Origin of the sequence: Chryseobacterium phocaeense, from assembly GCF_900169075.1 — a bacterium.
Lineage (GTDB): Bacteria > Bacteroidota > Bacteroidia > Flavobacteriales > Weeksellaceae > Chryseobacterium > Chryseobacterium phocaeense.
Genome location: NZ_LT827015.1, coordinates 2186791 through 2209316, shown reverse-complemented (window position 1 = coordinate 2209316; position 22526 = coordinate 2186791). Strand labels below are relative to the sequence as shown.

Sequence of the window (22526 nt, the reverse complement as noted above, 5' to 3'; positions counted from 1 at the left end):
GCAGGATCCGAAAAGCTTAAAGAGTAGGAACAACCCCAAAATTATTAATATGAAAAATCTGAGAAAATTGACAAAAAAAGAATTGAAAACAGTTCAGGGAGGAATCCCGATGTGTTTACCAGGGTATTACTGGTGTGCATTTGTAAAAAAATGTATTTCCGTGAACGTAGAATGCGGACTTGCATAATAAGCTCCGGATTGTTTTTAATAAAAGCAAATAGCCGTTCAGATGAACGGCTATTTTTATGGGCAAAGCATGATGCTTAACTGCTTTTTTAATAACACTTATCAGCGTCGTATTTTCTGCATGGTCCGTTTTCTGTATATTGGCAGGTTCCCTCAGGACATCTTCCTCCCGGTGGCGGCACCCAGCCTCCTGAAATCATTTTTAAACTGGATTTTGATAATTTCTTTAAATTTTTCATAATAAGTTTTGTTTACTTTGGTTTCTCTACTCTGTCAGCTTTTCGAGTTCCGCTATCTTAATCGAATTTATAAAATAAATTGAAATAAAATCACTACCTGTTGAAAAAAAGAATAATATTTTTTGAAAATAGCAGGAAATTGCCTCCTAGAAGTAAAAAATGTGATGGCGTCCGTGTCATTTTAATCTGAAATTTAAAAGACCATTCACAATTTTCATCTCTCACCGAAAATCCGTATTTTTGTGCATCTAAAAGTAAAAGAAGAATGAATTCCTACAAAAATCCATTGGAAGAACGCTATTCCAGTGAAGAAATGTTGTTTAATTTCTCACATAACAACAAATTCCGTACTTGGAGAAAGCTTTGGATAGCTCTTGCTGAAATTGAAAAAGACCTTGGCCTTGACATTACAGATGAGCAGATTGCTGAGCTTAAAGCTAATGCTGAAAATATCGACTATGATAAAGCGGCAGAATACGAAAAGAAATTCCGTCATGATGTAATGGCTCACGTTCACACGTATGGAGATGTGGCGCCTTCAGCAAAAGGAATTATCCATTTAGGGGCTACTTCGGCTTTTGTAGGAGACAATACAGACCTTATCCAGATCCGTGACGGGCTTTTGATTTTAAAGAAAAAGCTGGTTAATGTAATGAAAAACCTGGCAGATTTCTCTATTCAGTATAAAGACCTTCCAACCTTAGGATTCACTCATTTCCAGCCGGCCCAGCTGACCACAGTAGGGAAAAGAGCTACACTTTGGCTGCAGAGTCTTGTTCTCGATATTGAAGAACTTGATTTCTTCCTTGAAACACTTCGTTTCAGAGGAGTAAAAGGAACTACAGGAACTGCTGCAAGCTTTCTTGAACTTTTCAATGGTGATTATTCCAAAGTAAAGCACCTGGATAAAGAACTTTCAAAAAGATTCGGTTTTGAGAAAGTGTTCGGAGTTTCCGGTCAGACTTACGATAGAAAAATTGATGCTAAAGTGGTGGCTTTACTAGGGAATATTGCACAATCTGCCCATAAATTCACTAACGATTTACGTCTTCTTCAGAATCTTAAAGAAATTGAAGAGCCGTTCGAGAAAAACCAGATCGGTTCCTCAGCAATGGCTTACAAGCGTAATCCGATGAGAAGCGAAAGAATCGGGGCGCTGGCAAAATATGTAATGTCTCTGACGACAAGTTCTGCAATGGTAGCTTCTACTCAGTGGTTTGAAAGAACTTTGGATGACTCGGCAAATAAGAGATTAACTATTCCTCAGGCGTTCCTTGCAGTGGATGCGATCTTACTGATCTGGAACAACATCATGAACGGAATCGTGGTGTATCCAAACAGAATCAACAAGCATATTATGGAAGAACTTCCTTTCATGGCGACGGAATATATCATCATGGAAGAAGTGAAAGCCGGCGGTGACCGTCAGGAAATTCATGAAGTGATCAGGGTTCACTCTATGGAAGCTTCCAAAAAAGTGAAAGAAGAAGGAAAAGAAAATGACCTTATTGAAAGAATCCTGAACGATGATTCTTTAAAACTGGACAAATCAAAATTAAAAGAAGTTTTGGATCCTAAAAACTTTATCGGTTTTGCACCGGTTCAGACGGAGGAATTCATCAGCAATGAAGTTCAGCCGATTCTCGACCAGAACAAAGACCTGATAGGATTGGAGGCTGATCTTAAAGTATAAAGCATATGCAGTCTTTTTGGGCTGCATATTTTATTTTATTCCAACATGAAAAAAATACTGTTTCTTATTTCCATGATACCCGTATTTTCTTTTTCCCAGAAGAAAGAGGTGTTAAAGTATTTTATCTCAAAAGATACGTTGACTGGAGTGAAAGATCAGGATGGAAAAATTATCGTCCCTGCACAGTTTAGAATATATTCGGATCTTAAGGACGGGGAGCAGGTAAAGGAGGAAACCATTTATTTCGACGGTTTTAAAAAAGGAGAAACCAAAGAAAAAAATGCATGGGGATATGTATATGATAAAAAAGGAAATTTCCTGTACAGGCCCTTCTTTTACGACAATGGAGCAGATTATTTCAGGGAAGGTCTAAGGAGATTTGTAAAGAACGGGAAAATAGGTTTTGCAGACCGGAATGGAAAACTCGTAATAGAAGCTGAGCATGATTTTGTTTCGTATTTTGATTACGCTTATGCTGTTTTTTGCGATGGCTGTGCGTGGAAAGAAACGGGAGATGGACACAAAACTATGGAAGGCGGAACCTGGGGCGTAATGAATACCAGAGGAGAAGTGGTGGAACCTGTTGCAAAACCCTCGGACAAGGACAAGGAAATCCTTGGGAAATATTATCCGAACCCTTTTGAGTACAACGCGAAAGAGAAAAGCATTCTTCAATTTTTTGAAAAGCAGAATACCTTGCTTTCAGGGCTTTATTATGTCAATGTTTATCCTGAAATGTCTGAAGACCAAAAGAAATTACTTTTTGAAATTGTAGAAAGACCGAAAGAAAATTTCCCCTTCTATCAGATCAATACCTATGATCTGAGTAGGGATGGCTCTACTTCTGAACGATTTAAATTCCTTGTTTCAGAAGATGGTAAAGAAAATTATGGTCTGGATTTTAACGAAAAAATTCCTTACCGGAAATGGCTGGATAATGAAATAGAAGAAGCGGAGAAATTTCAGAAAGAACATCCGGATAACCCGAATAAATTTGTAAAATAACAATAGTCCATGAAATACCTGTCGGTTTTTTTATTAATCCTTCTGTCTAAGATGAGCTTCTCACAAAGCCAGAAAGAAATGTATTCCATCATGGATACCAATGCAGCTAAATTAAAAGAAAAATCCGGAGCGTATTCCGTGTCTGTAGGAATCCTGAAAGATGGTAAAGTATACACCAGACATTATGGGGAAATAGATAAAGGACAAGGAAACCGGGCGACCGACAATACTTATTTTGAAATAGCCTCCGTAACCAAGCTTCTTACCGGACAGCTGGTGGCTCAGGCCGTATTGGAAAATAAAATCAGTCTTGAGGATGATATCCGTAAATACCTGAAAGGATCTTATCCCAATCTGGAATATAATGGAACGCCCATCAGAGTAAAAGATCTTATATCCTACAGAACAGCATTGCCGCGAAGTCTTCCGGACGATAAAGCTCTGAGGGAAAATTTGACCGATGAAACTCCTTTTGAATACAATAAATTAGGAGAAAACTATACAAAAGACCAGTTCAAGCAGGACCTGCATCAAGTAAAACTGGACACACTTCCGGGAACGCAGTATGTATACAGCAATATTAGCTTGGAAATTGCAGGGCTTATGCTCGAGAATATTTATGGACAAAGCTATGAGTCCCTGCTTAAGAAAAACATTCTTTCAAAGGCAGGAATGAATCACACCAGGCTGGAACTCGCAAAAAATGAGATTCTGGCGAATGGTTACTATTCAAACGGCCGTCTGATGCCACATTTCAAAAGCCTTTTATGGGGAGCCAGCGGAATGAAGACCAAATCTACCATGGGAGACCTTATGAAGTTTTTACAATACGAACTGGATGCTAAAAATACAGTGGCTCAGGAATCCCAGAGAAATATCAGCGATAGCCAGAGCGGCTGGTTCGGGTACTTCTGGGATAATTTTGGAACCAATGAATATGGGAAAAACGGTTTTAAACATGGAGGAGCATTCGGAAATCAGGTGTGGTTTGCCGTATATCCTGAACTCAATACCGGGATTTGCATGATCGTGAATATCAGTGGTCCCGAAACGTTTCCTGCACTTTATGATGCCGGAGCGGATCTTATCGGGGATCTTGAAAACCATTCAGATAAAAAGCAGACGTATGGTTACACCATTAAAGGAAATAACGTTGTTTTTTCCTATACCCATGGTAAAAATCTCGATGCAAAGCTGATCTACTCAGTTTTCGTAGCAGGGAGTTTTAATGACTGGAATTCTGAGAATAAAGAATACCAGATGAGGAAAAAAAATGAAAATCAGTTTGAATTGGAAGTTCCATTATCCAGATTTGAAAAAGGTAAGACCTATTCCTTTAAATTTGTACTCAATAAAGAATTTTGGATGACAGCTCCAAAAAATGCTTCCAATACAGACGGAACGAAAGACAATAATCTGGTTTTGGTGCTTTAGAAAAGGAACTCAACCTGAAAAAAGAAAAGAAAAAATAAATCTAATATTAAAAAATCTGACATCTAATGTCTAATAACAAAAGAATTTTCGTAGAAAAAAGAGGAATTTTCGATGTGGAAAGTCCAAAAGTTTTTGATGAAGTAAAAGCGGTCGTTCCGGCGGTCAGAAATGTGAAAGTTTATAATGTGTATGATATTTTCAGTCTCCATGACGGAGAATTTGAAAAAGTAGTCAACAGTACTTTCGTAGACCCGGTAACGGATATCCTGCATACGGAAAATCCTGCAGAGCAGACGTATTTTGCCATGGAATTCCTTCCGGGACAATATGATCAGCGTGCAGATTCTGCCCAGCAGTGTATCGCTTTATTGACGGGGAATGAAAAATCCAAAGTAAGAAGCGGAAAACTGATACAGTTTGAAGGCGTTTCTGAAGCAGACCTCGTAAAAATAAAAGATCTGCTGATCAATAAAGTGGAATCACAGGAAAAAGACCTTTCTATCCTGGATATTCCGGCAGACGAAATCCCGTCAAAAGTTATCATCCACGAAAATTTCATCAGTTTCAATGATGCTGAGCTCGAAAACTTTTACAACGGCCACGGTTTTGCATTAGGACTGGACGATCTGAAGTTCATCCAGGAATATTTCAAAACAGAAAAGAGAAATCCTACCGAAACCGAACTTAAAGTTTTAGACACGTACTGGAGTGACCACTGCCGTCATACCACTTTTGAAACAGAGCTGTCGGACATTCAGTTTGAAGGAACATTCAAACATACATTGGAAACCATTTTCAATGATTATATTGAAAAAAGAAAATTCTTAGGCCGCGAGCTGAAACCGATTTCTTTAATGGATCTGGCAACAGTTTGTGGTAAATATTTCCATAAAACCGGAAACCTGGACAACCTGGTGATCTCAGATGAGATCAACGCTTGTACTATCCGGATTGAAGCAGAATACGACGGTAAAAAAGAGCCGTGGTATTTATTATTCAAAAACGAAACCCACAATCACCCTACGGAAATTGAGCCGTTCGGAGGAGCTTCCACATGTCTGGGAGGCGCCATCAGAGACCCTTTGTCCGGAAGATCATTTGTTTTTCAGGCGATGAGGCTTACGGGTGCTGCAGATGTTCTGGAACCGGTGGATAAAACCTTACCGGGAAAACTTCCTCAGAAAACCATTACAAAACAGGCAGCCAACGGATATTCCTCTTACGGAAACCAGATCGGTCTTGCCACAACCATGGTTTCTGAAATCTACGACGAAGGTTACAAAGCCAAAAGAATGGAAGTAGGATTCGTTACCGGAGCCGTTCCTGTAGATTGGGTGAGACGTGATAAGCCTGAAAATGGTGATTCCATCATTATTTTGGGAGGAGCCACAGGCCGTGATGGAGTTGGAGGAGCCAGCGGAAGCTCAAAAGAGCAGGATGAGACTTCTATCCACACCATGAGTTCCGAAGTTCAGAAAGGAAATGCCGTAGAAGAACGTAAGATTCAGAGATTATTCAGAAACCCTGAAGTAACAAGACTGATAAAAAAATCCAATGACTTTGGAGCGGGCGGTGTTTCAGTAGCTATCGGTGAAATTGCTGATTCCCTGGAAGTGAATCTTGATGTTCTTCCTTTAAAATATGAAGGATTAAACGGAACCGAATTAGCCATCTCCGAATCTCAGGAAAGAATGGCGGTTGTAGTAGATCCGAAAGACAAAGATCAGTTCATTAAATTCTGCGAAGCTGAAAATATTGTTGCTGTAGAAGTGGCAAAAGTAACAGACTCAGGAAGAATGCAGATGTTCTGGAAGGGAGACAAAATTGTAGACCTTTCAAGAGAATTCCTGGATACCAACGGATGTTCCAAAACACAGGAAGTAAAAATTACCCACCTGGAAGAAGTAAAAGATGAAACAGCTTCTTTTACCAAAGACAACTTCATCAGAATATTAAGCGATAAAAATGTAGCTTCCCAAAAAGGATTGCTCGAAATGTTTGATTCATCCATAGGTGCCACTACGGTTGCTATGCCGCTTGGAGGAAAATACCAGCAGACCCTGATGGAAGGAAGTGTACAGACCCTGCCAATTATCGGAGCAAAAGACATCGAAACGGTTTCTTTGGCAAGCTGGGGATTTGATGCGGGAATTTCTAAGCAGAATTCTTTGCTGGGAGCTTCTTATGCTGTAGTGGAAAGTGTGGCTAAAATTGCTGCCATGGGTGGCGATTACAAAAATATCAGACTAAGCTTCCAGGAATATTTCGAGAAACTGGGGCAGAATCCTGAGAAGTGGGGAAAACCTCTGGCTTCACTATTAGGAGCTTATGATGCTCAGATCAATCTTGGTCTTGCTGCGATCGGAGGAAAAGATTCTATGAGCGGTACCTACCAGGATCTGAATGTTCCGCCAACCTTGATTTCTTTTGCCTGTGCGAACGGTGAAAAGAAAAATATTATCTCTCCTGAATTTAAAAAAGAAGGAAATAAAATCTACTTCTTCAACCATATTCCTCAGGAAAGCGGACTTCCGGACTATGACAGTTTAAAAGGAATTTTTGATTTTATTTTCGAAAACATTAAAGCCGGAAAAATTGTTTCTGTGAAAACTGTTAAGGAAGGCGGTGCTGCTGTAGCATTGGCAAAAATGAGCTTCGGAAACAGATTGGGAGCTGAAATCAGTATTGAGGACAGTGCTTTATTAACTAAAAATATCGGAAGCTTAATCATCGAATCCAATGAAGAACTGAGCCATATTTCGCTTCAGCACATCGGAGAAGTAAAAGATTCAGGTGTTTTGAAAATAAACAGTCTTGAAGCTCAGATTTTGGAGCTGGAAGCAGCATACACAGGAACTTTTGAAAATCTTTTCCCAACTAAAGAAAAAGAAAAACTGACGGTTGAAATTGATGAAAAATCAAATTCGGTCAACCCTAGAAATATCATCATTAAAAAACACGGCATTGCCCAGCCTAAAGTATTTGCACCGGTGTTCCCGGGAACCAACTGCGAGTATGACACGCTGAATGCCTTTGCAAAAGAAGGAGCAGCAGTAAGCAGCCTGCCTTTGATCAATATCAACCACCAGCTGCTGGATGAAAGCATCGATGCCTGGGTAGAAGAGATCAGAACCTCTCAGATTCTGGCATTCTCAGGAGGTTTCTCAGCCGGTGATGAGCCGGATGGTTCTGCCAAATTCATCGTTAACGTCCTGAAAAATGAGAAGATGAAAAATGCTGTTCATGAACTATTAGACAGGGATGGAATGATCATCGGGATATGTAACGGTTTCCAGGCTTTGGTTAAATCCGGTCTGTTACCTTACGGAAGAATCAAGGATCTGGATGAAAATTCTCCTACACTGGCCCACAACGCAATCAGAAGACATATCTCTCAGATGGTGAATGTGAAAGTAGTGAATGATGAAAGCCCTTGGCTAAAAGGAATGAAAGATCAGGTATTCACTATCCCAATTTCTCACGGCGAAGGACGTTTCATGGCTTCTGAAGAAGAAATCAAAAAGTTGTATGAAAATGGTCAGATTGCCACTCAATACATAGATCTTGACGGAAATATTGCCCACGGAATGCCGTTTAACCCAAACAATTCATTATTCGGGATTGAAGGGGTAACCAGCCCGTGTGGAAAGATTTACGGAAGAATGGGGCACCCGGAACGTTTTGCAGAAGGTCTGATGAAAAACATACCAACCGCGAATTACCACAACATATTTAAAAACGGAGTGGAATACTTCAAATAAAATAAAAATGACCGCCACTGAATGGCGGTCATTTTTTATATTTACCAGAATCAAATCTTACCAGAACAATGTTAAATTCAGATCAAAATACCTTAATCACAATCAATAGCGGACACTTTTCAGATCTGCCCGGATTCTATGATGAGGTTTCCTCGGTTTTGATGAAAGATACCGGCTGGAAAGTTGGAACACTCGACGGTTTCGATGATATCCTGTACGGCGGTTTCGGAGTCTTTGAAAACGGAGAGCCCATTGAAATCATATGGAAAGAATCCCAGAAGTCAAAAGAAGATCTGGGTTTTGAAGCCACCTGTATTTTCTATAAAAACAAAATCAGACAGGGAAAACCATTCAATACACAGCTGATACAGGAAAAACTTGATGACCTAATTTCAGGAAAAGGACAAACCCTGTTTGAAATTTTAATCGAAATCATACAGTCACACAAAAATATTACCCTAATTTTGGATTAACACCAGGTTCATTGTAAACCATGGAGTCACAACGTGACGACTTAACCCAGGATAGGATGCAGTCCTATCAAATTAACATTAATACAAGAAACGGGACAAACCCTGTTTGAAATTTTAATTGAAATCATACAGTCACACAAAAATATTACCCTAATTTTGGATTGATATCAGGTTTACTTTATAACATGGAGTCACAACGTGACGACTTAGCTCAGGATAGGATGCAGTCCTATCAAATTAACATTAATACAAGAAACGGGACAAACCCTGTTTTGAAATTTTAATCGAAATCATACAGTCACACAAAAATATTACCCTAATTTTGGATTAACACCAGGTTCATTGTAAACCATGGAGTCACAACGTGACGACTTAACCCAGGATAGGATGCAATCCTATCAAAATGTTATCAATATCAAAAACAATCAGAAATAACAATGAAAAAAATAATCTACGGCCTGTTTTTCGGAGACAGCATCACCTATGGAGAATACGACGGTGTTTTCGGCGGCTGGGTCGATATTCTGAAAAGATATGCTTTACAACGTTTCCATGAAGGAAGTCATGAAGTGATCCTTTTTAACCTCGGAATTGGCGGGGAGACTACAGAAGGTCTGCTGAAAAGGATGCCTTATGAGCTGGCCGCAAGAAACTCAGCAGAAGGAAATATTGTTTTTATCGGATATGGAGCCAATGACCTGGTAGTAAAAGGAGGAAGCCAGCTGGTTGCTCCTGAAAAGTTCAGGGAAAATATCAAAACAGCCATTCAGCATGCAAAACAATATTCCCGCGATATTTATCTCGTAAGCATTCTTCCGGTTGCCGAAAAGGTAGACGGGGTGGAAACTCCCGCCGGAAAATTAAGAACCAATGCAGAAGTCCTGCGATACAATCAGATCCTTAAAGATATGGCTGAAGACAATGCTTTACAGTATATTGATTTTTATAAGGCAGTTGTGGAAGATAAAGAGATTCTGCTTTCTGAAGACGGCGTTCATCCGAATGAAAAAGGGTATGGTGTAATGGCTGAAACGGCATTACCGATCATAGAAAAATACTTATCATGATCTATTTATTTTCGTACGGAACCCTGCAGAAAGAGCAGGTACAACTTGAAACCTTCGGAAGGCTTCTGGAAGGGGAGAAAGATATTCTCACCGGCTATATCCTGAAAACAGTTGAAATTACGGATCCTGAAGTTTTACGGAAAAGTAATCAGAAATATCATCCCATTTTGGAATTTTCCGGAAACAGTACAGATGAAGTGGAAGGGATGCTTTTTGAAGTGACGGAAGAAGAAATCCTGAAGGCTGATGAGTATGAAGTGGACGACTATAAAAGAATTGAAACTGTTTTCAAATCAGGAAAAACAGGATTTATTTATGTGGGGAAATAATTTTTCACCAACGATTTTAGAATAATTATTATCAATAGAAACGGGGTTTAGCCCTGTTTTTTTATTTAATGAATTTAAATGGCTATTTGGATATAATTTATTTTATCCCGCAGATTTCTCAGATTTTCACAGATGATTGCGGATATTGTCGGGCATAAAAATCTCTGGTTTTTTCTAAACTTATGTGAACTTCTCTGCATTCTAACGTTAAACTTCAAATAACTCAAGTGTTAAAAAACTTTTGTGACTTTTGTGGTTATTTTTTTACAAATTTCTCAGACGACACAGATTTTAATATTTACCTTCCCTAATCCCTAAAAAACATACTTCCAGTACACCACCACACCCACCACAACAGATCCGGCCGCCATCAAAAGAACAGCACCTGCTGAAACATCCTTAATAAAGCCGATTCTTCGATCAAAATCAGGTTGAATCATATCACAGATCTTTTCAATGGCTGTATTGAAAATTTCCGCGCTTAAAACGGCTAATGAAACCATAAGAATCAATGCAGTATCCACCGCTGAAAGCCTGAAGTAGAAGATCAGGAAAATATTGATGAAAAAAGCGGCAAGTTCGATCTGGAAATTCCTTTCCGTTTTCATCATCATGAAAAGACCCCGGAAAGCGTTTAAAAAACTTTTGTGGACAGGTAGTTTCTGCATGATTTATTTTTTAGCAAAGATAAGATTTGTATTTTGACGGGGTAAGATATTCCAAGATCAGTTTTACAGCCATATTCACCGGCCGATGAAAAAATAAACACGGACAACCGGATTGAAAAATTAGTAATAAGAGAAATCTGGAGACTAAAATCAAGGCCGAAAACAGATTAACGATAATTGTTCAAAACTCCTTAAGATTATTTTTTTCATTATAGTTTCTATTTATTATATTTGTAGAAACTTATTTTTAAATCTATGAAATTTATTATTTCAAGTGGTGAACTGCAGAAAGCATTGCAAACTGTAAGTGGCGTAATATCAAGCTCTCAATCGAGACCGATTTTAGAAAACTATCTTTTTGAATTAGACGGAAATAACGTTACCATTACAGCATCTGATGGCGAGACTACTCTTGTTACTTCTCTGGAAGTAAAGTCTGACGATTCGGGTAAATTTGCCGTTCCTGCTAAAATTTTTCAGGATTTTATCAAGACTTATGGGGAACAGCCTTTAACGTTCGTAGTAAAGGATAATGCAGAAGGAACTGGAAGCCAGCTGGAAATTTTAGATGAAAAAGACAATTTCGCAGTAGCACTGGACAATGCAGACGACTACCCGGAACTGCCGGAATTTGATGCCTCGCAGAGCGTAACCATGCCTGCCGGAGTTTTATCCGAAGCATTAACGAACACACTTTTTGCCACAAGCAACGATTCTCTTCGTCCGGTAATGACAGGAGTTCTGTTCCAGTTTGGGGAGAATGAAACCAATTTTGTTTCCACAGACTCCCACCGATTGGTTGTTTACAAAAGATCAGACCTGATGAATGCCGAACCTATGGAATTCATTATGCCTAAAAAACCGTTGAACATTTTCAAAAATATCCTGGCAAGTTCCAATGAAGACGTTACCATCGACTTCAACGAGAATATGGCTAAATTTACGTTTGGAAAACACATCTGGATCTGTAGACTGATAGACGGGAAATACCCTAATTATACCGCTGTAATTCCGAAAGAAAATCCAAATGTGCTGACGATCAACAGAAATCTTCTTTTGGGAGCGATTAAAAGAGCATCCATCATGTCCAATAAATCGACCAATCAGGTAAGATTTAAGCTGTCTGCTAATATCCTTCACCTTCATGCAGAAGATACGGAATATGCTAACAAAGCGGATATGCAGATTCCTTGCGACTACAATGGAGAAGATATCAATATTGGTTTCAGCTCCAAGTTTTTAACGGAAATGCTTACTATTTTAGGTTCTGACGATATCACCATGAAAATGTCACAACCGAACAGACCGGGAATTATTGAACCTCTTGACGGTCTTGAAGAAAGCGAAAATATCCTGATGTTATCAATGCCGGTGATCGGATTATAACATTTTGAAAAATAAAATAGAAGAGGTTTTGTAAAAGACCTCTTTTTTTATGCCAATCCGGAGATAGACTTATGAAAATATTTTTTCGGATTTGCCACAGGAATAAGCGGTGGGAAATAGGAGGTTTTGCGGTTCTTGAAACAGGGGCTGATTCATCCATATAAATAAAACTTATTCTCTTAAAGTCCTCTCTAAATTTCGCAGTTTCTTAAAAAAACACGACATTTGTAGCGCGGAAAATTCTAATAAATTTTCTCATTACGAAAAGGTTTCTAACCTTTGAAAAAGAACAAAAATGACCGGATGAAAGGCTAAAAACCTTATCCGGCAATAAAAATAGATTGAGCAAATGAAAATATCAAACAACTGGCTGAAAGACTTTGTCAAAACGGAACTGAAAACTGAAAGAATCGGGGAATTCCTTACAGATATTGGTCTTGAAGTAGAGGGGATAGAAAAATTTGAAAGTGTAAGAGGCAGCCTGGAAGGTATTGTGGTAGGAAAAGTCCTGACCTGCGAGAAACATCCGAATGCTGACAAATTAAAGAAGACAACAGTTGATATAGGAAACGGCAAAATATTGAATATTGTCTGTGGAGCTCCCAATGTTGAAGCAGGACAAACCGTTCCTGTAGCCGTAGTTGGAACTAAAATTTATGACAAGACCGGAAACTTTTTCGAGATTAAGGAAGCGAAGATCAGAAGTGAGATTTCTCAGGGAATGATCTGTGCAGAAGATGAGCTTGGCCTTAGCGATGATCACGGCGGAATCATGGTGCTGGATGAAACCAAATATGAAGTGGGGAAGAACTTCGCGGATTATTTTGAACTGAATACTGATGAGGTGATCGAAATCGGTTTAACGCCGAACAGAACAGATGCAATGTCTCATTATGGTGTTGCCAGGGATCTTCACGCATTTCTTTCAACCAACCAGCAGAAATCCACATTTGAAAAAGTTTCTTCCGAAGTTTTGAATGGGGAAGGTACACACAATTTCACACTGGAAGTTGAAAATACAGAATTATGTCCAAGATACATAGGAGCTGTGATTGAAGACGTGAAAGTGGCAGACTCTCCGGCCTGGTTAAAAGACAGATTAAAAGCAATCGGTTTAAGCCCGATCAACAATATTGTAGATATCACGAACTATATCCTTCACGGATACGGACAGCCGCTTCATGCATTTGATGCAGACAGGATTACCGATAGCAAAGTGAAAGTAGGAACTGTAAAAACAGGAACAAAATTCACTACACTGGATGGTGTTGAAAGAACACTGAACGGTTCCGAGGTGATGATTAAAGACGGAAAAGACAACCCGATGTGCATTGCCGGAGTTTTCGGTGGAGCCCAGTCCGGAGTTTCCGGTGAAACCAAAACAATATTCCTGGAAAGCGCCTATTTCAATCCTGTAGCGGTAAGAAAAGGAGCTAAATTCCATGGATTGAATACGGATGCTTCTTTCAGATTTGAAAGAGGAGTAGACCCGAATATCACAAGAACAGCCATCACTCATGCCATCAAAATGATTCAGGAGATTGCAGGTGGAAAACTGGTAGGAGAGCTGTTGGAAGAATATCCTAAGAAAATTGAGGATCATTATGTGATCATCAGATTCTCAAAAATTGAACAGATTTTAGGAACAAAAATCCACAGGGAAAAAGTAAAGGAAATCTTAAAAGCACTGGAAATCCAGGTATTAAACGAGATCCAGAACGGACTTGAAATTTCTGTGCCGGCTTACAGAGCGGATGTCACCAGAGAAATTGACGTTATTGAAGAAATTTTAAGAATCTACGGATACAATAAGATCGATGCACCGCAGAAAATTTCTTTTACACCGGTTAAACTGAGTGCGAACGATCAGGATGAGCTGGAAAACAGCTGGGCAAGAACACTGCAAGGTCTTGGCTTCAATGAGGCAATGAACAACTCATTAACCTCTGTGAAAGATGAAACGGATGCGGTGAAATTATTAAATCCGTTAAGCGGGGATCTTGCATTCATGAGAAAATCTTTGCTGGAAGGCCTTCTTCAGAATGCAGGTTACAATATCAACAGAAAGAATCAGGATATCAAGTTTTTCGAATTTGGAAAAATTTATCATAAAAAAGAAAAGTACGAGGAAAGAAAACAATTAGCCATTCTGGTTACAGGAAGAGACCTTGCTGAAAACTGGCTTCAGCCTAAATCTGCTGTAAGTTTCTATAACCTTAAGGCTTATGTAAAAGTTTTACTGGAAAAGTTGGGTATCGATTATAAGGAAGTTGCTTTAACTGACGAGAGATTCTCTGATTCATTGGCTTATGAAGCAGATCAGAAAACACTGGTAAGAATCGGAAAAGTAGCTCCGGCATTACTGAAAGACTTTGACATCGACCAGGAGTGTTTCTATGCTGAAATTGAACTGGAATGGGCGCAGGAATTACGTTCTAAAAATGTACTGAAATTTAAGGATATTCCAAAATTCAACAAAATCAGAAGAGACCTTGCCCTTTTGATCGATAAAAATATAAACTATCAGGATCTGTATCAGACCGCGAAAAAGAATAAATCTCCTTTCATTAAGAGCATCAACCTGTTTGATGTTTACGAAGGCAAAAACCTTCCGGAAGGCAAAAAATCTTACGCGATGAGCTTTGAACTTCTGAATGAGGAAAAAACGCTGGAAGAGAAAGAAATCTCTGAAGTGATGGATTCCCTGATCAAATCATTCCAGAAAGAATACAATGCGGAATTAAGATCTTAAATCTAAAAATATACCATTGAAACGGGCCTTTTAAGGCCCGTTTTTTTTGTTTTTATTTTATCTTTTATATCGCAGATTGAGCAGATCATGCAGATTCATAATAGTGCTTTTCATATATATTAATAGAAAAAATCTGCCTCATCTGTTCAATCTGCGTGAGACAAAAAATATTTTCACTGAGCTTATTCAATAGAAGCGGGCTTCACCCCGCTTTTCAATAGTTGCAATCCAAAGGCTTTAGCCAAAATTTAAAAAATAGAAATCCTGCATCACAAATCTATTGGAATTGAAAAATAAAATGATAGAATTAGAATCCTAAAAAATAATAAAATTTCCCCCAGCCCGTTTAAATAATATAATTTCCTTAAATTTGAGTAATTCTAAAAGAAAAAAATGAAAAATCTTTTTTTAAGTATAGGTGCGGCGGCTATCCTGGCGTCGTGCGGTTCAATGTCCAGTGCTTCTGCATCAAAAGTAGGGAAGGCCCAACCAGCATTGGCGAATACCAAATGGACATTGGCAGATAACGTGAAAGGTAAGGTTCCGACCCTTAATATTGAAGGTGAAAAGATCAATGGAAACGGAGGATGCAACAACTATTTCGGAACAGCTAAAATAGATCCTTCTACAGGTGATTTTTCTGCAGGTCAGATGGGATCTACCAAAATGATGTGCAACAATATGAGCGTGGAACAGAATTTTCTGGATATGGTAGGGAAAGCCAATAAATATGTGATTTCCGGAACTACCCTGGAGCTTTACAAAGATAATTTGCTGCTGTTGAAATTCAACAAAGCTGAATAAAAAATAAAAGGAACTCAATCTGAGTTCCTTTTTTATGTTTAGAGAGTTATTATTCTTCCTCTTCTTCGTCGTATTTCGCCAACTCTTCATCGCACCATTTAAATGCAGCTTCTACCACTTTAGTAGCTTCGTCTGCCATAGTTTCCTCATCGTCACCTTCCAGATCATCCAACCACTCAACTTCTTCTTCCTCAACATTTAGGATAAATCTTGGATATTCTGTGTGAACTACGAATAAATCTTCAGGAAATTCCGAATTGTCTGCCAATAAAAACTTTGGTAATTTCATTTTTTTAATATTTTAACTTTATATCAAAGATAAATAAAATTATTGATTAAATATTATTTCAAAAACATTTTTGAAACTTTTTCAGCTTTTTTGCTCTCTGAATAATCATAGAACCCTTCCCCTGACTTTACGCCCAGTTTTCCTGCCATAACCATGTTTACAAGAAGCGGATTCGGAGCATATTTAGGATTTTTGAAGCCGTCATACATCACATTCAGAATAGCCAGACAAATATCAAGACCAATGAAATCTGCCAGTTGAAGTGGCCCCATTGGATGTGCCATTCCAAGCTTCATTACCGTATCAATTTCTTCTACTCCTGCCACGCCGTTATATAGGGTTTCTATAGACTCATTGATCATCGGCATAAGGATTCTGTTAGCCACAAAACCAGGATAGTCGTTCACTTCTACAGGAACCTTCCCAAGGGTTTTGCTCATATCATAAATAGCATCGAACGTCTCTTTGGATGTAGAATATCCTTTGATGATTTCTACCAGTTTCATGATAGGAACCGGGTTCATAAAGTGCATTCCGATCACTTTGTCGGCCCTTTTCGTTGCAGCCGCAATTTTTGTAATGGAAATAGAAGAAGTATTCGTCGCAAGAATACATCCGGCAGGCGCAAACTCATCCATCTGTCCGAAGATCTTCAGTTTCAGATCCTGGTTCTCAGTAGCCGCTTCCACAATAAGATCTGCAGTTCCGGCAGCATCCTTAAGTTCTGTAAAAGTAGCGATGTTTCCTAATGTTTCGGCTTTCTGTTCTTCTGTAAGATTTCCTTTCGCAATGATTCTGTCAAGGTTAGTTGTAATTGTTTTCAGTCCTCTGTCCAGGGCATCCTGAGATACATCTACCAGGTTTACTTTGAATCCGCTTTGTGCAAAAGTATGCGCAATACCATTCCCCATGGTTCCAGCTCCGATAACTACAATGTTTTTGATCATTTTTTCTTTTATTTTTTATAGATAGTTAAATTTTTGATGTCTTTAAGGTCAGAGCCATGAACAGTCACCGCGGAATCAAGATTTACGTGACCATCACGATCCTTTTTTCTCTTTTCGTTTTGTGAAGAGAGCGCAGACTGAAGCCCTTTTAAGAATGTCGTTTTTTTCTTTTTGCTTAATTTGTCGATTCCGATGTATAAATTAAATTCACCTTCTCTTCCCAGTCCGCTCTGGCGTAGTATCTCAAGAGGTTTAAGTCTATTCTTTTTCTCAAACTGTTTTACATAATCCGTTAACGGCTGTGTAGAGGGTGTTCCGCAGCAGATGCTGCTGTAGCTGACCTGAATATAGTTTTGGTTCTTCTGCGAAAAAAAGAACACAGAAGAGAACAGGAATACTGTACAGATAATTTTTTTCATATCAATGGTTGATCAATTCCGTTTTTATTCTCAGTAATTTCTCAGCTCTAAAAATAAGCTTAATATTTTACTTATTAAAATCGTCCCAGACCGCTTTGGAAATATCGGAAACCATTCTGCAGTTCACTGCATCTGATTCCGTAGAATTATTGACAAATACCGCAATAGCGTAATGTTTTCCGTTGGGAAGTGTAATGATGCCTATATCGTTTTCAGCAACGGTAAGCCCCTTTTCGTACTTTCCGGAAGCGCCTGTTTTATGGGCGGTAGGTGTACCTTTGGGAAGCTGTTCAACAATTTTATTAGTCCCCGTTTTGGTTCCCAGCATCATCTGCATCAGATAATCGGTGGACTTTTTGGAGAGCAGTTTCCCGTCATAGAATTTTTTAAGCACAAGGACTGCGGAATTCGGAGTACTGACGTTGTCATACTGTGTTTTCCAATTTTTATGCATATCATCCTCATTGCGTTTGATCTGAAACCCTTTTACGCCTTTAGAATCCATAAATTTCTGAACGGTTTGGGTTCCCCCGATCAGCTTCAAAAGAAGGTCACAGCCGTTATTATCGCTCAGGGCAACCGTGTAATCCAGAACTTCTCCCAAGGATAGTGAAACATTGGCATCAGGATATTTATCACGGATAGGCGACCAGGTGTTTTCCAGCATATCTTCCTTTTTAAAGAAGAGTTTCTGATCCAGCGACAGTTTCCCTTTATCTACCAGATCAAGCACCGCACAGGCGATATGAAACTTGAATACGCTTAACATTGGCAGCTCCTTATCCCCGTTTTTGCTGTATTTGAAATTGTTTTCAAAACCCAGAACAGAAACTCCCACCGTAGCCTTTTTTCCTGACGTAATAGAACTGATTTTCTGTTCCAGCGATGACTTCTGGGCTACCGCCAGGGATGAGATCAGAAGAAAGAAAAGTGCTGCTTTTTTCATAATATGATACTTAAAAAGAAATCCCTTTCAGTTACTAAAAGGGATTTGCAATTTAAGATATTTATCAGTGTATTTCAAAATAATTCAGGTTTGGACTGCCATTTTCAAAGTAAAGCCTGATGGCATTGGTCCCTTTTTGTAACGGAATATTTTTAACAGTAGCTGTTTTCCAGTTTTCATCCCCTCCGGTGGAAGGAAGTGAAACCACGGAAAGCTGTTTTCCTGAGGCATCCGTCAGCCTGATGGAAGAATCACTCTGGCCTGCATATCGTATGCTGAATGTGTAATTTTTAGCGGATTTTGCATCAATGGTGTACTGAAGCCATTCTCCTGCCTCCGTTTTTCCTACATAATATTGATTGGTGATCTTATCATGGCACCGGTAAATGTCCACACCGTCGTTTCTCATCTGTTGTCCGGAATTCCATTCAGATCTTTTTTGAGGATCACTTACCCAGAGATTAATAAAATCTTTATCCAGATAAGCGGAACCCATTCTCCCCAGATCATATTCAGATGCAAATACTCTTCCCGGAGCCTGATGTTTTTTGAAAGGCTTTGCCGAACCGTCATTCACCTGCCTGAACATGGCATCAATCACATCATTTTTAATTTCAACATTATTGAATTTATAATTCTCCGCAATCTGCATCAGTGCTTTTGTCGCAAAATCCTTAGAAGGTTTCTCGCCTCCGTTTTTCCAGTATTGAAGGAGCTTTTCATATTCAGGGGTAATTTTCACATTGGTAATGCCTGCAATATTGTCGATCTTTTTCATTGGCCAGAACGCGTATCCGATATTGTGTTTATCAAGAAGCTGGATCAGTTCTGTAAACCAGACATTAGAATTTTCCCCGGTTTCCCCAAGCCAGATCGGAATATTATGTTTTTTTCTGAGATCAAGAATAGACTGGATAGTTTCATCATTATTATAATTCCAGTATTTATGGAAACTGAAAGCCAGATTATTGTCCCATAGCGGAATCAGCCCGTTGTAATTATTCCCCCAGCCGTTACCTTCAAGAAATATGATATGTTTTTTATCCGTCTCCCGGATGGCGGCAGTAATATCTTTCTGCAGCTGCCAGAGTGGAGCATTCGACATTTCATCGGTACCGTTCGGGTTCTTTCCCGTGAAATTGATATTCGGTTCATTAATCAGGTCGTAGCCACCGATCCAGGGCTCATCTTTGTAACGTTCCGCAAGCTTTTTCCATAAAGCGATGGTTTTTTTCTGGTTTTCGGTACTTTCCCAAAGAGAGGGTTTTGTTTTGTCGTTATCAGAAATATTAACGTCATTTCCCTGTCCTCCGGGAGCCGCATGAAGATCCAGGATGAGATATATTTTATTGGCTGCGCACCATTTCAGGAGATCATCGGTCATTTTAAAACCTTCTTCCAGCCAGGTATTCTGTCCTTTCACAGGCTCTTTTTCAATAGGAAGCGTGTACAGATCATAATGCATCGGCAGTCTTACGGAATTGAATCCGGCCTTTGCAAGAAAGTCGATGTCCTGCTTGGTAATACCATTCTTTAAATACGCTTTATAGAAGTTCTTCATTCCGTCTTCACCAATAAGCTCAGCTATTTTTTCTTTAATCTTGTGCTGTGGTCCTGCAAAGTCGGCGGTTTTCAGCATATAACCTTCCTGGAGCATCCATCCTCCGAGACCAAGACCCCGTAGCTGAATGTTTTCACCTTTATCATTGACGATCTTCTGACCGTCGGTTTTTAATAATTGTGATGTCCCAAATTGAGACAATAATAAAGCGGAGATTAGGATGACTCTTTTCATAATTGAATTATTTAATTAAGTTATTAGGAGAAGATGTAGAATAATTATTTTTAAGAAAGACAAATATATTTAAAAATTCCAGAATAAAAATTAAAATTTTGTAATGAAAACAGATTATTCTAAAGAATTAGAAAATATTGGGTTTTGTTTGTATTCCAATTGAAGAATTATAGGTGTAATGGCACAGTTGGGGAAAAATCTGCGTATTTCCACGTAAGTCTGATTTTGATACCGCATATGATTAAGAATGCAAAGAGAAAATTAATTTCATTGATTGGACTAAGCGAACGTTTAACAATTAAAAAATAAGATTTAAATCACTTTTTACAATGCCTCACTTTTACAATTAATGAAAGGCATAAGATAAAAACAGGCCGTCATCCTAATGACAGCCTGTTATTTTTATTTTGATCAGTCTTATTATGAAATAAGTTTTACAATTTCAAGGGCAACCTTCAAGGCTTCTGTTCCGTCTTCAAGGGAAACCTCTACATTTTTTCCGTCAGTAATAGCATCAGCAAAAGAATTCAGTTCATCCAGGATCGCATTATTTGGCTGGATATCCGGGTATTCAAACAAAATCTGATTCCTTTCTCCGTCTGCATTTTCAATGATCATATCAAATGGAGTAGGGTTTTCCGGAGCATCTTTCATTCTGATCACTTCAGCCTTTTTTTCCAGGAAATCTACTGAAATATAAGCGTCTTTCTGGAAGAAACGGCTTTTTCTCATGGCTTTCATGGAAATTCTGGAGGTGGTAAGGTTGGCCACACAGCCATTTTCAAATTCTATCCTCGCATTCGCGATATCCGGAGTCTTGCTGACCACACATACACCGCTTGCATGAATATGCTTAACCTTAGATTTCGCCATGCTGAGCAAAATATCCAGGTCGTGGATCATAAGGTCAAGGACTACCGAAACATCAGTTCCTCTCGGATTAAATTCCGCCAGTCTGTGGATTTCGATAAACATTGGATTTTTAATGTAATCCTTCGTGGCAATAAAAGCCGGATTATACCTTTCCACATGACCTACCTGTGCTTTAATTCCGTGTTCTCTGCATTTATAAAGAATTTCTTCTGCCTGTTCAAGGGTTTGGGTAACGGGCTTTTCAATGAAAAAGTGAAGTCCTTTTTCAATGGCTTTCAGTGCATAATCATAATGATAAACAGTAGGAGTTACAATATCCAGCATATCAATCTGATCAAGTAACTCATCAAAATTTTCAAAATATTTATATCCGGATTCTGCTTCTATTTTTTTTCCGTTTTCAACGTCTTTATCATGGAAACCCACCAGTTCGTACTTATCTGACTGGTTAAGAAGTCGTAAGTGGATTTTACCCAGATGTCCGGCTCCTACCAAACCTGCTTTTAACATAAATTTTTTAATTTTTGTAAAGATAAGAATTTTAGGTATCAGAATACAGGCCGCAGATTTTAGGTTGATAAATATTGAGAGTTTTTTTACTTTTGTACAAACTACTACCAGCAACCTAATACCTATTATCTTACCCATGATGCATGATTCGTTTGTACATAAAGGAAAAAGAAAGATCCTTGTTGATTATTTAAGACATAAGATCGGGATCTCAGATGAGAATGTACTTTCGGCAATGAGTGAAGTTCCGAGACACCTTTTTATTGAAAGTATTTTTGAAGATTTTGCCTACGAAGACCGGGCATTTCCCATTTTGTCTCACCAGACTATTTCCCATCCTTCTACCGTGGCCGAGCAGTCGGAGCTTTTGCAGGTGAAACAAGGGGAGAAAGTTCTAGAGATAGGAACCGGATGCGGATATCAGACCGCTGTGCTTCTGGCCATGAAAGCTGTGGTGTACACAGTAGAGAGACAGAAAGACCTTTTTGATTTTTCCAAGAAAAAATTCCGCGAGCTGCATTTAAATCCGAGGTTTCAGAGCTTTGGTGACGGTTTTGCAGGACTTCCTACCTTTGCTCCTTTTGATAAGATCATTGTAACTTGTGGCGCTTCAGTACTGCCTACTGAATTATTAAAACAGTTAAACGTGGGAGGAAAGATTGTTATCCCTATGGGACCTACGGATGAGCAGATTTTGTACAGATTTACAAAAACGTCTCCTACACAGTTTGAGAAGGAAGAATTCGGAGCTTATAAATTTGTTCCGATGCTGGGGAATACCAATCATTAGACTATCTGTAAAGAATCTCATAGCTCATTTTTATCTCCCGCAGATTGAACAGATCCCGCCGATTTATATGTCAGATAAAAAATCTCTGATTTTTTTAAGAAACTTAAGTGTCCTTTTTCGCAGCAGCAATTTCATCTTAATTAAACTAAAGTGTTAGAAG

General features: G+C 38.8%; 20 protein-coding genes. 12 read left to right on the top strand and 8 right to left on the bottom strand.

Annotation, left to right across the window (positions count from 1 at the left end):
- Nucleotides 1–49 precede the first annotated feature (49 nt).
- On the top strand, nt 50–187 hold the full coding sequence (locus B7E04_RS22005; RefSeq protein ID WP_139785424.1) for a bacteriocin-like protein: 138 nt from the start codon (nt 50–52) through the stop codon (nt 185–187).
- Nucleotides 188–275: 88 nt separating this feature from the next.
- On the opposite strand, the gene B7E04_RS22215 is transcribed toward B7E04_RS22005, so the two are convergent.
- On the bottom strand, nt 276–425 hold the full coding sequence (locus B7E04_RS22215) for a hypothetical protein (protein WP_165439462.1): 150 nt from the start codon (nt 423–425) through the stop codon (nt 276–278).
- A 265-nt stretch (nt 426–690) separates the two neighbouring features.
- Here B7E04_RS22215 and purB point away from each other — a divergent pair, with 265 nt between their 5' ends.
- The 7 genes from purB to B7E04_RS16795 all read left to right on the top strand — a co-directional run bounded on the left by purB (nt 691) and on the right by B7E04_RS16795 (nt 10187).
- Nucleotides 691–2118, top strand: a complete 1428-nt coding sequence (gene purB, locus B7E04_RS16825) for an adenylosuccinate lyase (RefSeq protein ID WP_062647967.1) — start codon at nt 691–693, stop codon at nt 2116–2118.
- A 45-nt stretch (nt 2119–2163) separates the two neighbouring features.
- Nucleotides 2164–3123 carry a WG repeat-containing protein gene (locus B7E04_RS16820; protein WP_080779651.1) on the top strand — a complete coding sequence of 320 codons (960 nt, stop codon included), beginning with the start codon at nt 2164–2166 and terminating at the stop codon, nt 3121–3123.
- Between the two features lie 9 nt (nt 3124–3132).
- Nucleotides 3133–4557 (top strand): serine hydrolase, encoded by a 1425-nt coding sequence (locus tag B7E04_RS16815; protein ID WP_080779650.1) that lies wholly within the window; start codon nt 3133–3135, stop codon nt 4555–4557.
- A gap of 65 nt (nt 4558–4622) precedes the next feature.
- On the top strand, nt 4623–8318 hold the full coding sequence (locus tag B7E04_RS16810) for a phosphoribosylformylglycinamidine synthase (RefSeq protein ID WP_080779649.1): 3696 nt from the start codon (nt 4623–4625) through the stop codon (nt 8316–8318).
- A gap of 68 nt (nt 8319–8386) precedes the next feature.
- On the top strand, nt 8387–8791 hold the full coding sequence (locus B7E04_RS16805) for a barstar family protein (protein WP_080779648.1): 405 nt from the start codon (nt 8387–8389) through the stop codon (nt 8789–8791).
- A 437-nt stretch (nt 8792–9228) separates the two neighbouring features.
- Complete coding sequence (locus B7E04_RS16800; protein ID WP_080779647.1) at nt 9229–9858, top strand: SGNH/GDSL hydrolase family protein; 630 nt, start codon at nt 9229–9231, stop codon at nt 9856–9858.
- Entirely contained in the window at nt 9855–10187 is a 333-nt protein-coding gene (locus B7E04_RS16795; RefSeq protein WP_080779646.1) for a gamma-glutamylcyclotransferase family protein, read from the top strand. Before B7E04_RS16800 ends, B7E04_RS16795 begins: the two co-directional genes overlap by 4 nt.
- A gap of 314 nt (nt 10188–10501) precedes the next feature.
- Here the strand turns inward: B7E04_RS16795 and B7E04_RS16790 are convergent, their stop codons facing one another.
- On the bottom strand, nt 10502–10855 hold the full coding sequence (locus B7E04_RS16790; protein WP_080779645.1) for a diacylglycerol kinase: 354 nt from the start codon (nt 10853–10855) through the stop codon (nt 10502–10504).
- A gap of 255 nt (nt 10856–11110) precedes the next feature.
- Between B7E04_RS16790 and dnaN the strand changes: the two genes are divergently transcribed.
- From dnaN to B7E04_RS16775, 3 genes are all read left to right on the top strand, one after another.
- Nucleotides 11111–12241 carry a DNA polymerase III subunit beta gene (gene dnaN, locus B7E04_RS16785; RefSeq protein ID WP_062647953.1) on the top strand — a complete coding sequence of 377 codons (1131 nt, stop codon included), beginning with the start codon at nt 11111–11113 and terminating at the stop codon, nt 12239–12241.
- Nucleotides 12242–12590: 349 nt separating this feature from the next.
- Nucleotides 12591–14993 (top strand): phenylalanine--tRNA ligase subunit beta, encoded by a 2403-nt coding sequence (gene pheT, locus B7E04_RS16780; protein WP_080779644.1) that lies wholly within the window; start codon nt 12591–12593, stop codon nt 14991–14993.
- Between the two features lie 393 nt (nt 14994–15386).
- Entirely contained in the window at nt 15387–15797 is a 411-nt protein-coding gene (locus tag B7E04_RS16775; protein WP_062647949.1) for an META domain-containing protein, read from the top strand.
- A gap of 49 nt (nt 15798–15846) precedes the next feature.
- On the opposite strand, the gene B7E04_RS16770 is transcribed toward B7E04_RS16775, so the two are convergent.
- From B7E04_RS16770 to B7E04_RS16745, 6 genes are all read right to left on the bottom strand, one after another.
- On the bottom strand, nt 15847–16086 hold the full coding sequence (locus B7E04_RS16770) for a hypothetical protein (RefSeq protein ID WP_007845674.1): 240 nt from the start codon (nt 16084–16086) through the stop codon (nt 15847–15849).
- A 53-nt stretch (nt 16087–16139) separates the two neighbouring features.
- Entirely contained in the window at nt 16140–17030 is an 891-nt protein-coding gene (locus B7E04_RS16765; protein ID WP_185117087.1) for a 3-hydroxybutyryl-CoA dehydrogenase, read from the bottom strand.
- An 11-nt stretch (nt 17031–17041) separates the two neighbouring features.
- Entirely contained in the window at nt 17042–17452 is a 411-nt protein-coding gene (locus B7E04_RS16760; RefSeq protein WP_080779642.1) for a hypothetical protein, read from the bottom strand.
- Between the two features lie 67 nt (nt 17453–17519).
- On the bottom strand, nt 17520–18398 hold the full coding sequence (gene bla-A, locus B7E04_RS16755; protein ID WP_080779641.1) for a CGA/CIA family class A beta-lactamase: 879 nt from the start codon (nt 18396–18398) through the stop codon (nt 17520–17522).
- A gap of 64 nt (nt 18399–18462) precedes the next feature.
- Nucleotides 18463–20193: a cellulase family glycosylhydrolase gene (locus B7E04_RS16750; RefSeq protein ID WP_080779640.1), complete on the bottom strand. Its 1731-nt coding sequence runs from the start codon at nt 20191–20193 to the stop codon at nt 18463–18465.
- 420 nt (nt 20194–20613) lie between these two features.
- Nucleotides 20614–21576: a Gfo/Idh/MocA family protein gene (locus B7E04_RS16745; protein WP_080780729.1), complete on the bottom strand. Its 963-nt coding sequence runs from the start codon at nt 21574–21576 to the stop codon at nt 20614–20616.
- Nucleotides 21577–21715: 139 nt separating this feature from the next.
- Here B7E04_RS16745 and B7E04_RS16740 point away from each other — a divergent pair, with 139 nt between their 5' ends.
- Nucleotides 21716–22366 (top strand): protein-L-isoaspartate(D-aspartate) O-methyltransferase, encoded by a 651-nt coding sequence (locus tag B7E04_RS16740; RefSeq protein ID WP_080780728.1) that lies wholly within the window; start codon nt 21716–21718, stop codon nt 22364–22366.
- The last annotated feature ends 160 nt before the right edge of the window (nt 22367–22526 follow it).

Bases quoted from the DNA above. Each gene is read 5' to 3' on its own strand.
- B7E04_RS16740 (WP_080780728.1), top strand. From the start codon at position 21,716: ATGCATGATTCGTTTGTACATAAAGGAAAAAGAAAGATCCTTGTTGAT.
- B7E04_RS16805 (WP_080779648.1), top strand. From the start codon at position 8,387: ATGTTAAATTCAGATCAAAATACCTTAATCACAATCAATAGCGGACAC.
- B7E04_RS16760 (WP_080779642.1), bottom strand. From the start codon at position 17,452: ATGAAAAAAATTATCTGTACAGTATTCCTGTTCTCTTCTGTGTTCTTT.
- B7E04_RS16795 (WP_080779646.1), top strand. From the start codon at position 9,855: ATGATCTATTTATTTTCGTACGGAACCCTGCAGAAAGAGCAGGTACAA.
- B7E04_RS16810 (WP_080779649.1), top strand. From the start codon at position 4,623: ATGTCTAATAACAAAAGAATTTTCGTAGAAAAAAGAGGAATTTTCGAT.
- bla-A (WP_080779641.1), bottom strand. From the start codon at position 18,398: ATGAAAAAAGCAGCACTTTTCTTTCTTCTGATCTCATCCCTGGCGGTA.
- B7E04_RS16790 (WP_080779645.1), bottom strand. From the start codon at position 10,855: ATGCAGAAACTACCTGTCCACAAAAGTTTTTTAAACGCTTTCCGGGGT.
- B7E04_RS22005 (WP_139785424.1), top strand. From the start codon at position 50: ATGAAAAATCTGAGAAAATTGACAAAAAAAGAATTGAAAACAGTTCAG.
- B7E04_RS16775 (WP_062647949.1), top strand. From the start codon at position 15,387: ATGAAAAATCTTTTTTTAAGTATAGGTGCGGCGGCTATCCTGGCGTCG.
- B7E04_RS16750 (WP_080779640.1), bottom strand. From the start codon at position 20,193: ATGAAAAGAGTCATCCTAATCTCCGCTTTATTATTGTCTCAATTTGGG.
- B7E04_RS16745 (WP_080780729.1), bottom strand. From the start codon at position 21,576: ATGTTAAAAGCAGGTTTGGTAGGAGCCGGACATCTGGGTAAAATCCAC.
- purB (WP_062647967.1), top strand. From the start codon at position 691: ATGAATTCCTACAAAAATCCATTGGAAGAACGCTATTCCAGTGAAGAA.
- B7E04_RS16820 (WP_080779651.1), top strand. From the start codon at position 2,164: ATGAAAAAAATACTGTTTCTTATTTCCATGATACCCGTATTTTCTTTT.
- pheT (WP_080779644.1), top strand. From the start codon at position 12,591: ATGAAAATATCAAACAACTGGCTGAAAGACTTTGTCAAAACGGAACTG.
- B7E04_RS16815 (WP_080779650.1), top strand. From the start codon at position 3,133: ATGAAATACCTGTCGGTTTTTTTATTAATCCTTCTGTCTAAGATGAGC.
- B7E04_RS22215 (WP_165439462.1), bottom strand. From the start codon at position 425: ATGAAAAATTTAAAGAAATTATCAAAATCCAGTTTAAAAATGATTTCA.
- dnaN (WP_062647953.1), top strand. From the start codon at position 11,111: ATGAAATTTATTATTTCAAGTGGTGAACTGCAGAAAGCATTGCAAACT.
- B7E04_RS16800 (WP_080779647.1), top strand. From the start codon at position 9,229: ATGAAAAAAATAATCTACGGCCTGTTTTTCGGAGACAGCATCACCTAT.
- B7E04_RS16770 (WP_007845674.1), bottom strand. From the start codon at position 16,086: ATGAAATTACCAAAGTTTTTATTGGCAGACAATTCGGAATTTCCTGAA.